This window comes from Nostoc sp. (genome assembly GCF_036917655.1).
Lineage (GTDB): Bacteria > Cyanobacteriota > Cyanobacteriia > Cyanobacteriales > Nostocaceae > Nostoc.
Genome location: NZ_JBALCY010000059.1, coordinates 131,299 through 145,324, shown reverse-complemented (window position 1 = coordinate 145,324; position 14,026 = coordinate 131,299). Strand labels below are relative to the sequence as shown.

The window sequence follows — 14,026 nt, the reverse complement described above, 5'->3', positions numbered from 1 at the left end:
ATAGCTGCGATGCTTTTAGTAAGTTTTTAATACAATTTTTAATCTTATTTTACGGGCATAGCTAATAATTTGGCATAGCAAGTACTGAAGAACCTGATTAAATCATTGATGCTAATAACAATAAAGAAGGGTCATATTAGCAACTAGCCAAAAATTTTAGTCTGGCTAGAAGTTTTGTGCAGAAGCTTTTGAATCTGCACTTGCTTTTATAAACCACCTTCCTCGACAAAAGTTTTAGTTGTTACCAAACCGCTGATTCCAGCCCCAATCACACAAATTTGTTTGATTTCCATTGTTTTAACAGTTTATTCCTTAGCAGACTTATCTTTATCACCAATATTTAGACGCAAGTAGTCAAGTATTTATGAAGCTCGTGAAGCTGCTAAAAACCACAAGAGATTAATAGTTTCAGCCTCCCATTTCCCGTTTTGGGGTATTCTGTTCAAATGAACTATAATTTCGACAAAATTATTTTACGTTCCAACACTCGTTCTCTCAAATATGATATGCGGGAACGATACGTTAAGCCTAAGGATACTATACCCATGTGGGTTGCGGACATGGATTTTGAGGCTCCCCCTGAGGTTCTCGAAGCCATCCGAAAACGCGCAGAATATGGAATTTTTGGCTACAGCGTCAGAACTGACGATTACTACGATGCTGTGATCAACTGGATGCGGCGGCGGTTTGCTTGGGAGGTTAAACAGAGTTGGATTACCTTCACTCCTGGGGTTGTTCCAGCATTAAACTTCGCAATCAAGGCTTTCACACATCCTGGGGATAAGGTGATTATTCAACCCCCAGTGTATTACCCCTTTATGAATGCGGTGATCAACAACGGTCGGCGACTAGTAACCAACCAATTGATTCAACACGAAAACGGCACATATGCCATCGATTTCGATGATTTGGAACGTTCTATCGACGACCAGACGCGATTGATCATCTTTTGCAGTCCTCACAATCCAGTGGGGAGAGTCTGGCGTCTCGAAGAACTGAATCGTTTTGCAAAAATTTGTGTGAAACATGACCTTGTGGTTGTTTCTGATGAGATACACGCAGACCTGATCATGCCGGGGTATAAACACACCGTGCTTGAGACGCTTTCCGATGAAATTGCCAGCCGCGTTGTTACCTGCACAGCCCCAAATAAAACATTTAATCTCGCTGGACTGGGACTTGCCAACATAATAATCTCTAATGCATCGCTGCGTAACAGGTTTAATACTGAGCTGTCCAAAGCAGGATTAATGATGACAAATATCTTCGGCATTGAAGCTACCATTGCGGCTTATCGGTATGGTGAACCCTGGCTCGAAGCGTTGAACTCCTACCTTCATCAGAATTTTAAATTTTTAGCGTCCTTTGTTCGTGAACATCTCCCCCAGGTAAAAGCTATCCCTTTAGAGGGGACTTATCTGGTCTGGTTGGATTTCAGGGGTATGGGACGCAGCGACAATGAGATCAACGAGACCTTACTTAATCAAGCAAAAGTATGGTTAAGCGATGGTTCAACCTTTGGTAAAGGCGGCGAAGGATTTCAGCGGATCAATATTGCAACTCCACGGGAGGTCTTAGAACGTGGGTTAAAACAAATCGCAAAAGCCTTTGCCGATAACTGATCAAAATAAAGTTTAAAATTCAATTTATACAAAGGCTTCTGATCCAGTCACTTCACAGCAGGATTACAGTGATTTGGAGAAAATAGCAATTATTGGTTGTGGTTATGTGGGAACTGCTTGATCACTGGAGTTTAGACTAGTTGCCAGTGCTGTTTTAGGACAAGCAAGTATTTTGGACTCAGAAGATATGCAAGATGGCTTAATTAACGAAAGTTCACTTTGGTGATTGGGAATTTGGGGTTGGACAAGTTTTCTTAGCAAAATCACACTGATAAATATAGGGTTCTTGCCAACTCAGGGGAATTTCTAATAAGTCTCGCGTTCCTGTCATGCCTTGTCCAATAAATAGCAACAAAGCAATGCAGTTTAAAATCGTATGGACGGTACGCCAGCGATTGGACTTATCTTGATAAATATCTTGAACAATTGCTAATGAAAAAATCATTAGCAGGGCTGCGGTAATACCAATATAATAATGTGACCAATACCACTCATTGGTGCTGCGATATACTCCATCCTGACAGCCTAGTATTACTAAACCTGCACCAGTTAAAGTTGCAAAAACAGCCCGCCACAATCGCTGTTTTGCCCGATAAAGAAATACTAAAGAAGCAATTGTAGCAGCAAATATTAACACGATAAAAACAACTTGAAAAGGGGTTTTATTCCACAATTGATTGTTGATAATATTTTTGCCAATCGGGTAGCTTAATCCGATTAAAGTTAATCCGACAACTGCACTTGTTAGTGTTTCACCTAACTGCTTATGTTCTCCACCCACCACTGGGGGAATTTTGCTCTTACTCCCAGCTAAAATTTGCAATCTGCGTTGGCGTGTTTGCCAAGCAAAATTAACCACTGTACCGATGAGTGGAAACACGAATATAATTGCGATCGCTGGATGTAAAAGACTAAGAAAATCTGTTATTTGCATAAAACACCTTTTAATGAATCATTTAATTCATCTCAAAGGACAATTTAAAGCATCGTACCATCACTTAAATTAATTTCAGATGAGAATCTGTTTAATATTTATTTTTGTTATTTTTAGCTAATTTTAATAAAGCAGATATTTAAATATCTTATAAAATATTAGAACTCTAGCCACTTTCAGCTTATGCATTAACAAAACACATAGCAACATTTTTTAATATAAAGTATTATTGGAAATATTTCGTTACATTTTTTAAAAAATTCGTCACGCCAATCAGGTGAAATGCTATTTTGTCATCCGGGACAGTGGAAGCAGCAGAATGCACCAGGAGAATTACATTCATTGTTATTGCTATTTAAAATTTTGCTGAAACCACGAATTTTATTTGATAGAAAAGTAGATGTAAGTGCGATGACAGTCTCCCAAATCTAAAATTTTTTCATGGACTGTAAGTAGGTAAGTGCAAATCCTTACAACTATGTTAATAAATTTTAATTTTAGGGTGCGTTAGCCTGAGCGTAACTTATCTTAGATTCTGGATAATTTCTCTTTTAGCGGTATATCATCCTGGTGCAATGAGTGAGGATTTTCGACTTTCCAGAGCAAGTAATTCTTGTCACCATATACAACAAATGTTTTATACTTATAATTCGTTTCTATTTGCTTGCGCCAAGGATCTGGAGGATTTAGTAAAAATATATCAGTAAACTCATCAGGAATATTGGGAATAGTTTGGTCTTTTATTAATTGAAACTTCACTTTTGGTTGTAAAAGATAGCTGAGAGAAAAGACATTCCCATAATTAATACCAGAATCATCACTAATCAAAAGTGGATGAGCAGCCTGATTGATAATTTTCGCAACTTGTGGATTACCATAGCTAATAACCTTACTCCACCAAGTTTCCGCCTGAGAATTCACTCCATAAGAAACTAGCCCACCAATAATGATTAGTCCCATGATTGTTTGCCAGATTCTGCGGCGGATAAGACTCTCATTATGTAGCTGCGTAGCCAGTAGGTAAGTAACAGCTAACTGAATGCCCAAATAAGAAGGCAATAGATAGCGTTCGGAAAGTGAGCGGATACCCCCAACAATTAAATCTGGTAGCACTAAAGGTAATGCAGGAATCACAATCAGTACCACAATAAACAACCAGATTTTGTAGTTAGTTGTTCGACAAATAAAATAAATAGAATATCCAATAAGAGTTAAAAAAATTGGCGTAATTACATAGCTAAAAGGATTTTCAAAGCCAAAGTTTAAATCAAAAAAAATCCTGCTCAACTGTAAAAGCCAAGATTTAAGTAAAATCTCTAGGGGAAACTGCATCTTTGTCCAGGCTGTTGAAGTGTCAAATTGCAAAGAGTTATCTATGAGAACCAGCATCCAATGTGTGAAAGCTAAAAACCCTGCTAGGGATGCTAATAGATAAGCTTTCACCGTCCTAGTTAATCTAAATCTTGCAGTGGCAATTACATAAATCCCATGAGCAACTGCTACAAATCCACTCAACAAAAATGTATAAAGACTGAGTGTCAAAGTTACGGTGTAGATTCCCCAAGTTAATATGCGTGGTGCTTTATCTTTTGATTCCAGCCGTAATGCTCGTAGCAATGAGGCGCTGGATAGTAATATAATCACTATCCAGAGAATATATTCTCGTGCTTCTTGGGCGTATACTAGGTGAATAGGAGAGATTGCCATGAGTGCGATCGCAACCTCCGATACCCATACCGATGCTTTAAATAATTCTCGACATAGCCAATAAATACTGGGAAAAATTAACAAGCTGATAAAAGCAGATAAACTTCTGATTGTCGTCACCGAATTGCCAAAGATTTTCACCCAAAACCGAGCAATTACATAATACAGTGGTGGATGCTGTGGATCTTCTGTTTCCAAAGAGTTAACTGTGTCAATTAAGCCTTTCTCCATATTGGGACTTTGGAATTTGGCAAAACTTTCTTTAGTAATTATGCGACCATTAAATATTTGCTGCCTTACTTCATTTGCAGTATAACCAGAAATCCGTAATGAAGTGAAAGTCTCATCGTGCCAGTAAACTTTGCCGTCAAGGTTAAAAAAGCGAAAAAATATACCCACCATTAATAGAAGGACAATGAAAAACCGTAACCTATTTTGAGCAAGTTTGAGATGCCGCATAGCTAAATTTCACTATAACTTGTACACAATTATGGACTATAACGAAACAACTGCATGAGGTTTAGCCACTGTCACCAAAAGTTATAATTTCATCCTCTTTTTCTGCCCATCTGCGTGAAGCATCTCATGTGTAGCCTACCACACTATAAACTGGTAGATAACTTATTATTAAGTGAGATATTACGTCGGTTGGCGCAACTTGCGAGGTTTAGCCAATTTCCAGACTGAATAATAGGTATCACTGTAAACAATATCTGTTTTTAATTTATACTTTTTTTCGATTGTTTCGCGCCAAGTATCTGAAGGATTGAATAAAAACACATCAGCAAATCCATCAGGAATTTTGGGAATTTTTTGGTTTTTCACCAACAGAAATCGCACTTTTGGTTCCAAAAGATAGCTGAGAGAAAACACATTCCCATAATTATTGCCTAAAGCATCACTAATCAAAAGTGGGCGAGTCGTTTGATTAATGATTTGGGCAACTTGTGGATTGTCATAGCTCATACCTTTATTCCACCAAGTTTCTGCCTGGGAACTCACCTTAGAAGAAATTAGACCACAAATAATCACTAATGCCATGATTATCTGCCAAATGCTCCGGCGTGACACGCTCCCATTATATAGTTGCGTAGCTAGGAGGTAAGCAACAGTCACTTGGATTCCCAAATAAGATGGTATTAAATATGGTTCGGTAGATGATTGTATGCCCCCAGCCATTAGACTTGGCAGTATTAGGGGGAGTGCTGGCACTACAATCAATGTGATGATAAAAAACCAGACTTTATAATTAGTTGTTTGACAAATAAAATAAATTGCATACCCTACCAAAGTTAAAAAGATTAGTGTAATGAAATAGCCCAGAGAATTATCTAAACTAAGGTCTATATCAAAAAAAATCCGGCTTAACTGCATCAGTAAAAATGGAAATATAGGTATCAAAGATGATTGCGTTGTTGTCTTATCTGCTGAAATCAAAAATTGAAAAAAGTCACCCATTACAATTGTTATCCAAGGCATGAAGGCTAAAAAACCTACCAGTGATGCTAGCAGATAAGTTCTGACAGTTCCCGTCAACTGAAATTTAGCGGTGCTCATCACATAAATTCCGTGAGCAACTGCTACAAATCCACTCCAAAGAAATGTATAAAAACTGATGGCTAAAGTTACTGCATAAATGCTCCAGATAGCGAATAAATCTGGTCGTTGTCGTTCTTTTACTGGCTCATCTTTATCTTGTGATTCCAGGCGCATTGCTCGCAGCAGAGATGCACTGGATAGCAATATGGTGACTAACCAGAGAATATATTCTTGTGCTTCTTGGGCGTATACTAGGTGAATTGGAGAAATTGCCATGAGTGCGATCGCTACACCAGGAACCGATAATGGCACATTAAATAATTCTCGGCATAGCCAATAAACACAAGGGAAAACCAGCAAACTGATGAAGGCAGATAAACTTCTTATCGCCGTCACCGAATTACCAAAGATTTCCATCCACAATCTGGCTATTACGTAATACAACGGTGGATGTTGAGAATCTTGTTTTGCCAAAGACATAATTGTGTCATTTAAGCTTTTTTCTGGATTTGCACCTTGAAACTGGGCAAAACTTTCTTTGCCAATGACACGATTATTAAAAAGTTGCTGTTTTGCTTCATTAATTGTGTAACCAGAAATCCGTAATGAGGTATAAGTTTCATCATGCCAGTAAACTTTGCCATCAAGGTTAAAAAAGCGAAACAATATACCCATCGTCAATAAGAACATAATTAAAAATCGCAACCAACTCGGAGCAAATTTGAGATGGCGCATAAGTAGTTTTCCCAAGAAGTTGTCTAAAATAATCCAGTCAGGCAGGCGCACTGGATGAAGTGCCGCAGCTACGCCCGTCGTAGACATCGCTAGTAATTATATCTGAACATGTTCATCAGACATCGCCAACGTCCTTTGAGTGGGAGTCATTTGATTTGAAATATTGACAATAAATATCTCTCTTCTATTAACTCTGAAAACAATTGCTAAAGGTTGTATCAAATACAGCAAAAGCAAGTCTATTTTGCGGTATTTGATACAGATGTGGAATAAAATCTCATAAATATTCCTATTTTCCAGTCCGCGTAGGCAGACTCAGTTTTTGTAGGCGCGACTTCCAATCGTTAGTGCAAAAGAGAAGTTTTATAAAATTTGGTAACGCCATCTAGCAAAGTCTTTGCTATTAGATATAGTTAAAAAATCAATCGTCTTAAAGTGTCGGTCAATAGCTGGAGCACTGCATATTTTAGCTCCAATATTCAAGTATGCCTGCAAAATTTTAGGAATTTCAACATTATATGAATCTGGGTAATTTTGAGGCATTTCTAGACAAGATTGTGAATTTGGATAAACCAAAATACTTGGATGCATCAATCCATTCTGCTGGAAATAATCATAAGCGCAAGTAGCTTGCCAAGGACATTGTGTTAGTAATGATGCACAGCCAAAGAAATATTGGTTTCTACTCCAGATGAGATAATTTGCTAGCCCTTTCCATAGTAGTAAAAGTGCCTGACTAGTGCGGTATTCTTTAGCTATACATCCACGCCCAACTTCAACTGATGCCTGAAGCACAGAATTGGGAATCGCATTAAGATTAAATATATCGGCAGCATCAAAGCCTAATCTTTGAGAAGCCATTATATAGGTTTGCATCCGATAAGTTCCAATGGTTTTACCCGTTTGTTTGGAAATCATGATTAAATGATGGCAAACCGCATCAAACTTATCTATATCCATCTGGGTAAAGTTAGAAGCTGAAAATCCCAAGCCTAGTTCAAGATTAAAAACTTCAAAGCGTAACCGAAAAATTGATTCTAATTCTTCTTCAGTTGATGCCAGCCGTAGGATATATTTTTCAGTTTGAAGGACGGGAAAATCTTCAAGAGGGGGAGAAGGATTCAGTGGGTAATTGATGTTGCGTCCAGAAACTTCCATCTATCTTCCTACTTAGATTTGCGAAAATATCCTACTAGGATTTAGGTACTATACAAATAGCTCACATTATGCATTAATGTGTCGAAGCGTGATTGAGACGGTTTTCGGTAAAAGACCTCTAGAGAGCTTTTTTACTCTCTTGGATTAGAGGTAGAGTGCTTTTATTATGGACATTAATTCCCAAAAAATCTGGCAATAAGATACAAAATTTTCCTTTGATATCCGCTATAAATGCAAGTCAGCAAAAAAAGTCAAAATCAGGGCAAAAAGCCCCCGGATGAATCCAGGGGCTTGAATAATTTTGGTTGCGATCGCCTGCGGTATTCTCGTTGCGACGCCGAACAGCCCATCGTAGACATCGCCTGCGGAGGTACGCGATCGCAATCTGCGGTAAATGCACTCTAAAATACTGAATTAATTACGGTGATTATTGTTGTAGTGAACCCTTGTACCTGCCCAAAGTAACTTCTCCCGCAGCGTCTGATAGTAGGAATTGTTCTCGCGCAAAATAATAAATTTAGCCCGACAATCTGCCATCCGCACATCAACGCGGTGTCCCGGCCAAATTGAAGTTCCCAAAACCCCATCTGTCCAAAGCTTGGTACTCAAATCGTAATCCCCCAAAGGCCAAATACTCACCACAGAACCAGGGGGTAAAACGAGGGGGCGACTCGAAAGGCTCATTGCACAAATAGGAGTGATGGTAATCGCCTCCATACCATCATGCATAATTGGCCCATTGGCAGAAACGGTGTAACCAGTAGAACCTGTGGGAGTAGCAATGATTAACCCATCCCCGACGTATTGATCGACTACCTCACCGTCGATTTCCATTTCCAGAATTGAGGTAATCATTCGGTCAGCCGAGGCGGGTTTGACACAAAATTCATTCAAAGCCAGGTAATGCTCACTCACTGGTTCCAAATTAGACCCATGACCCTCATACACCGCAGCTTGTAACATCATCCGCCGTTGGATAGCATAGCGATCCTCAAACAGGCGATCCCAAACTTTCTCCGTATCCTGAAACTCTTCCACTGACTCAGTTAAAAACCCCAGATGACCTCCCACATTCACTCCCAGAATTGGGATGCCAGCTGGGGCTAAATGTCTGGCACTGGTTAAAACAGTACCATCACCACCGAGTACCAAAGCGAGATCGATTGGTTGAGCCGCCGAAGCCAAAAAGACTGGATAAGGGTTGTCTTTCGGCCCGCTAGGCCCCATCAACACCTGGCACTCGCGACTTTCCAGTTGTTTAGCACAGATTTCTGCCCATTGTTTACTCTGGGCATCCCGTGCTTTATAAGCAATGATTACCTGCTTGAGTTGCACGCACAATTACCACTTCAGGAGATTAAACTGCTCCATATCGACGGTATCGCGGTTGCGATAAATGGCAAGCACGATCGCTAAACCCACCGCCGCCTCGGCCGCCGCCACGGTGATCACAAATACTGTGAAAACCTGACCCTTAATTAATGTTGAGTCGAGGAAGTTGGAAAATGCCATTAAATTCAGATTAACAGCATTGAGCAGTAACTCAATTGACATCAGCACCCGCACAGCGTTGCGGCTGGTAATTAAGCCATAGATGCCAATGCAGAATAAAGCTGCCGCTAGTAATAAAAAGTATTGGAGTTGCATGAATCTGGGTATTCCTCCTCAAAAATATGGCTGTTTCTCTGCGAATGAAGTCGCAAATCTTACTCTTTTGTTTCGCTAGTTGTTGATACTAGTTCTCTGGGGCGTTCTTGCAAAGTCAAAACAGTTTGCCGTAGATCGGATGGCGTCAGCTGGTCTGGCAAATACTCGCGACGTGCCAAAATAATTGCTCCTACCATCGCTATCAGCAGCAAAATGGAAGCCAGTTCAAAAGGCAATAAAAAGTCTGTGAAGAAATGTTCTCCAATCAAAACTATAGAACTTTCACCACTCACCACAGCAGTAGTTGAGTAGGCCCAAGGGGTTGCCAGCACCATCGTACTTAAAAGACCAAACAATCCTACACTGACTATACCCGTAAGTACTTTTCGTACCCAAGAATTGGGAAATGGTACAAAATCCTGCCGCTTATTCACCAACATAATGGCAAACAAAATCAGCACGTTAACCGCCCCAACGTAAATTAGTATTTGTGCGGCGGCAACAAAATCAGCATTTAGCAACAGGTAGATTCCCGCTATGCTGATGAACACGCCCCCCAGCATAAAGGCAGAATAGACGATGCTAGAGAACAGCACTACACCAATGGCTGCCCCAATCATCATCACGCCCAGTATGCCAAGTGATACTAACTGTACTCCTTCCGCTAGATTCACTGTTTTTTGTCCTTAGTCAATCAATTTTGGATTTTAGATTTTAGATTTTAGATTTTTGTTTTAATCCAAAATCACAAATCACAAATTTGCATGGTCGTTGGTCATTGGTCGCTAGGAAAAGGACAAATGACATTTATTTTTCTGTTTGTTCCACCAGGTCTTCTGGACGCGCACCTGGACGCGGGGCATCTGCGGGCAGTCCGTGGGGTTCAAGGACGCCTTTGGGTAGGTAAACTAGTTCGCGTAGTGGTGTAACCATTGGGTCATCTGTTACCTTATAGGGCAGGCGACCGAGGGCTACACTGTCATAGTTCAACTCATGGCGATCGTAAGTGGCAAGCTCATATTCTTCTGTCATGGATAGACAGTTAGTAGGGCAAAATTCCACACAGTTACCGCAAAAGATGCAAACTCCAAAGTCAATGCTGTAGTGGTTGAGTTTTTTCTTTTTGCTGGCTTTGTCGAATTCCCAATCTACTACAGGCAGGTTAATCGGACAAACGCGAACACAAACTTCGCAGGCGATACACTTATCAAATTCAAAGTGAATTCTACCGCGAAACCGTTCGCCAAGAATCAGTTTCTCGTAAGGGTACTGTACGGTAATCGGACGCCGCCGCATATGATCGAAGGTGACAGAAAGCCCCTGACCAATGTATCGCGCAGCTTGTACCGTTTCTTTGGCGTAATCACCAACTTGTTTCAGGAACTTTAGCATTTTGTGTCTCTCTCTTTTCAATTTTCAATTTTAAATTTTGGATTTTAGATTTCAGACTTAATCCAAAATCTAAAATCTAAAATCTAAAATTGCTTTACCCGCCAAAGGCGAAGGGAAAGGCTAGTTTCAGCGCGGCGGTTAATAGCAGATTAACCAAGCCAACTGGCAACAAAAACTTCCATCCTAAATCTAACAGTTGGTCAATCCTTACCCGTGGCACTGTCCAGCGCAACAGGATGGCGACAAACACTAGTAAATAGGCTTTGAAGACGGTCATTGTGATCCCCAAAGCCGCAGTTACTATCTGGAACACGGGATTTGCTTCACTGACTCCCAGCCAACCAGCGATGAGGTTGAGGGGAACGGGAAAGTCCCAACCGCCCAGGTAGAGAATTGCTACTAGTAGGGAAGAAAGGATCAAGTTAACGTAGGAACCCAGGTAGAACAGACCGAATTTCATGCCTGAGTATTCAGTTTGATAGCCTGCTACGATTTCTTCTTCCGCTTCGGGTAAGTCAAAGGGTAATCGTTCGCATTCAGCTAGGGCGGCTATCCAAAAGATTAGGAAACCGATTGGTTGTCGCCAAATGTTCCAGCCCAGGATGCCGTAGCCAGACTGTTGATTGACAATATCAACCGTGCTGAGGCTGTTAGACATCATAGCGATCGCTAACACCGCCAGCGCCAAAGGAATTTCATAACTAATAGATTGCGCTGCTGCCCGCAACCCCCCTAAGAGGGAGTATTTGTTATTAGATGCGTAGCCAGCCATCAGTAAGCCAATGGGTTGAATGCTTGACAAGGCAATCCACAAGAATACGCCCATGCCGACATTGCTAATTACGATGTTCTGCCCAAAGGGGACGATCAGGAACGACAAAAACACCGGAATTACAACAATAATTGGGCCGAGGGTAAACAGCCAGGGGTCAGACTTGGCTGGTACTATATCTTCTTTAAATACCAACTTCAAACCATCCGCTACAGGTACCAGCAACCCAAAAGGCCCCTGGTATTCTGGGCCAATTCGCTGCTGTGCCGCGGCGGAAATTTTTCGTTCTAGCCAAGTAGCAACTAATACCCCCACTGTCGCCCCAATCAGCATCAGTATCATTGGCAGTGGCATCCAAATTGCTTTGGCGGTTCCTGCTGGTATACCTAAATCCCGGAGGGATTCAATAAAAGTTCCTTGGAGGTCAATTCCTGAGTTCATGTTTCCGCTCTTTAAGACATCGAGTCATAGTGAATTACAACTATTAGTTAAATTAATACCTGTAAATTCACCCATTTTTAATTGTTGCCCAGATGACGCTTGATTGAAGATTTGTTGCTAATTCCCATGCCTAGTATATCCTTGGATGGTTTTAGCCCTCTGAAGCGATACGAGAACTTCTACTTATGGTTGGCATTGAAATTGGCTATTGAGGGGAGCAAGAATTTTAGATTTTAGATTTTGGATTTTAGATTGAAATTTAATCCAAAATTTAAAATCCAAAATCCAAAATTGAATTGCCCCATGCCCCATGCCCAATTACCGTTGCTCAATGGGGGTATAAGTAACTTCGTGTCGACCGTTGTAAACCTGGGTAGGACGGAAAATCCGGTTTTCTGCTAATTGTTCTTTCCAGTGGGCTAGCCAACCGGCAACGCGGGCGATCGCAAATATTGGTGTAAACAAGTCTGTGGGAATCCCCATCTTCCTATACACCAAACCAGAGTAAAAGTCAATATTAGGATAAATCCCTTTGCTACCGAGTTTTTCCTCTACTACTCGTTCCATCTCTTGAGCAATGTCATAGAACTTGTCATGCCCAAACTTTTCAAACAGCTGTTCTGCTAGACCTTGTAAAATTGTGGCTCGTGGGTCTTTCACTTTATAGACACGATGTCCAAAGCCCATAATCTTAGATTTGCGTTCCAGACAATCCTCTATGTAGGGACGGACATTTTCCACAGAGCCAATTTTTTCCAACATCTGAATTACTTCTTCATTCGCTCCACCATGCAGGGGACCTCCCAAAGTTCCCACGGCACTAGCAACCACAGCATAAGGATCAGTCAAGGTGGAAGCTGTCACCCTAGCACTGAAAGTGGAAGCATTCATTGTATGCTCGACCTGAAGTATCAAGCAGATATCAAAAACTCGCGCCATCAGAGGATCGGGTTCTTTTTCATCGAGCATGTATAGAAAGTTGGCGGAATAGTCTAAGTCATCACGGGGACGTACCGGGTCATTGCCTTTTCGCATCAGTTGGAACGCCGCCACCATCGTGGGAATGGTTGCTATCAGGCGCACCACCGAATCTCGAATGTAGACAGGATTATGTAAATCGCGGAGCGAATAAAACAAACCTAAAGCAGCAGCAGAGGCTTGCAAGGCATCCATTGGATGACCACTTTCTGGAAAGCATTTCATCATGTCCCGAATGCGGTATTTTATCCGCCTGTGGTAACGAACTTCATGCTCAAATGTTTCCAGTTCTTCCTTGCTTGGCAGTTCGCCCCAGATTAAGAGATAAGCAGTTTCTAGGAATGTACTTTTTTCTGCTAGTTCTTCAATCCGGATGCCACGATATTCTAGTATTCCCTTTTGCCCATCAACATAGCTGATACTTGATTGGGCGGCGGGAATGCCTTCTAAACCAGGCTTGTATTCGCACACCATCATGGCAACACCATTCGCTTTTTGAAATATCTGATCAAGCTAACTTACCAGAAATTTATTGTCGCCATAACAGTAGCCGTTCTAACAACAATCGAAAATGTTGAAAAACTGTTATAGCAGGTACTTGGGTGGTGTCAACCAAAACATCTGACTACGACCCAGAGGAGAACCAGTTTCTGGTAGTTTTATCCCAATCATACCTGCTTTTTTCAAGACTAAGCTTGCTTTGACTTCCCCCCATAGGAGAATTTCTGCCCAATTGGTCAAACCAGGTTCATGTCCAACCAGCGCCAGTTGGGTATTTTGGGAATAATTCCTTGGCTCTAACCAGTCTTTGAGCCAACTAGAAATTTCACCATCGTGGGCGAGGTGGCTAGATTCCTCTAACTGGGAACTTAGTTTTTCTGCTATAAGGATTTCAGCCGTTTGGCGGGCCCGCACTAAGGGGCTGGTGAGAATCAAATCAAAGCTTAAACCCAATTTAACAAGTTTCTGGGCAACTTTCTCAGTTTTTTGCCTTCCTTCTTTGGTTAAGCTGCGTTCTTCATCCTTGATGTCTAATCCCTTGTCTTCGGCGATGCCATGACGAATTAAATATAATTCCATATTTTCTTTGTATTATGAGTG

Annotated in this window: 14 protein-coding genes; 3 read left to right on the top strand and 11 right to left on the bottom strand. The window is 41.1% G+C overall.

Translation table 11 applies throughout. The features are described from left to right. Positions 1-446: 446 nt before the first annotated feature. Positions 447-1,622: a MalY/PatB family protein gene (locus V7K30_RS20565; protein ID WP_335002379.1), complete on the top strand. Its 1,176-nt coding sequence runs from the start codon at positions 447-449 to the stop codon at positions 1,620-1,622. Between the two features lie 214 nt (positions 1,623-1,836). Here the strand turns inward: V7K30_RS20565 and V7K30_RS20560 are convergent, their stop codons facing one another. Beyond that, positions 1,837-2,556 carry a DUF4079 domain-containing protein gene (locus V7K30_RS20560; RefSeq protein ID WP_335002378.1) on the bottom strand — a complete coding sequence of 240 codons (720 nt, stop codon included), beginning with the start codon at positions 2,554-2,556 and terminating at the stop codon, positions 1,837-1,839. Between the two features lie 282 nt (positions 2,557-2,838). Here V7K30_RS20560 and V7K30_RS20555 point away from each other — a divergent pair, with 282 nt between their 5' ends. Beyond that, positions 2,839-2,988 carry a hypothetical protein gene (locus V7K30_RS20555; protein WP_335002376.1) on the top strand — a complete coding sequence of 50 codons (150 nt, stop codon included), beginning with the start codon at positions 2,839-2,841 and terminating at the stop codon, positions 2,986-2,988. Positions 2,989-3,084: 96 nt separating this feature from the next. Here V7K30_RS20555 and V7K30_RS20550 read toward each other — a convergent pair whose 3' ends face one another. From V7K30_RS20550 to V7K30_RS20540, 3 genes are all read right to left on the bottom strand, one after another. Further along, on the bottom strand, positions 3,085-4,722 hold the full coding sequence (locus tag V7K30_RS20550; protein ID WP_335002374.1) for a glycosyltransferase family 39 protein: 1,638 nt from the start codon (positions 4,720-4,722) through the stop codon (positions 3,085-3,087). A 180-nt stretch (positions 4,723-4,902) separates the two neighbouring features. Next, positions 4,903-6,537, bottom strand: a complete 1,635-nt coding sequence (locus V7K30_RS20545) for a glycosyltransferase family 39 protein (RefSeq protein ID WP_335002383.1) — start codon at positions 6,535-6,537, stop codon at positions 4,903-4,905. Between the two features lie 363 nt (positions 6,538-6,900). Further along, a complete protein-coding gene (locus tag V7K30_RS20540) occupies positions 6,901-7,695 on the bottom strand; it encodes a GNAT family N-acetyltransferase (RefSeq protein ID WP_335002372.1) in 795 nt (264 codons plus the stop codon). Between the two features lie 231 nt (positions 7,696-7,926). On the opposite strand from V7K30_RS20540, the gene V7K30_RS20535 reads away from it, so the two are divergent. Further along, the gene (locus V7K30_RS20535; RefSeq protein WP_335002370.1) at positions 7,927-8,100 is read left to right on the top strand and encodes a hypothetical protein; all 174 of its coding nucleotides are present in this window, start codon (positions 7,927-7,929) and stop codon (positions 8,098-8,100) included. A gap of 9 nt (positions 8,101-8,109) precedes the next feature. Here V7K30_RS20535 and V7K30_RS20530 read toward each other — a convergent pair whose 3' ends face one another. From V7K30_RS20530 to sixA, 7 genes are all read right to left on the bottom strand, one after another. Beyond that, on the bottom strand, positions 8,110-9,030 hold the full coding sequence (locus V7K30_RS20530; RefSeq protein ID WP_335002368.1) for an NAD(+) kinase: 921 nt from the start codon (positions 9,028-9,030) through the stop codon (positions 8,110-8,112). 6 nt (positions 9,031-9,036) lie between these two features. Beyond that, the gene (gene nuoK, locus V7K30_RS20525; RefSeq protein WP_006199065.1) at positions 9,037-9,342 is read right to left on the bottom strand and encodes an NADH-quinone oxidoreductase subunit NuoK; all 306 of its coding nucleotides are present in this window, start codon (positions 9,340-9,342) and stop codon (positions 9,037-9,039) included. Between the two features lie 59 nt (positions 9,343-9,401). Next, positions 9,402-10,016 carry an NADH-quinone oxidoreductase subunit J gene (locus V7K30_RS20520; RefSeq protein WP_335002366.1) on the bottom strand — a complete coding sequence of 205 codons (615 nt, stop codon included), beginning with the start codon at positions 10,014-10,016 and terminating at the stop codon, positions 9,402-9,404. A gap of 133 nt (positions 10,017-10,149) precedes the next feature. Next, positions 10,150-10,734 (bottom strand): NAD(P)H-quinone oxidoreductase subunit I, encoded by a 585-nt coding sequence (gene ndhI, locus V7K30_RS20515; RefSeq protein ID WP_300416687.1) that lies wholly within the window; start codon positions 10,732-10,734, stop codon positions 10,150-10,152. Between the two features lie 94 nt (positions 10,735-10,828). After that, complete coding sequence (nuoH, locus tag V7K30_RS20510; RefSeq protein WP_335002364.1) at positions 10,829-11,947, bottom strand: NADH-quinone oxidoreductase subunit NuoH; 1,119 nt, start codon at positions 11,945-11,947, stop codon at positions 10,829-10,831. A gap of 318 nt (positions 11,948-12,265) precedes the next feature. After that, positions 12,266-13,402 carry a citrate synthase gene (locus tag V7K30_RS20505; RefSeq protein WP_335002362.1) on the bottom strand — a complete coding sequence of 379 codons (1,137 nt, stop codon included), beginning with the start codon at positions 13,400-13,402 and terminating at the stop codon, positions 12,266-12,268. Between the two features lie 108 nt (positions 13,403-13,510). Next, positions 13,511-14,005 (bottom strand): phosphohistidine phosphatase SixA, encoded by a 495-nt coding sequence (sixA, locus tag V7K30_RS20500; RefSeq protein WP_335002360.1) that lies wholly within the window; start codon positions 14,003-14,005, stop codon positions 13,511-13,513. Positions 14,006-14,026 lie beyond the last annotated feature (21 nt).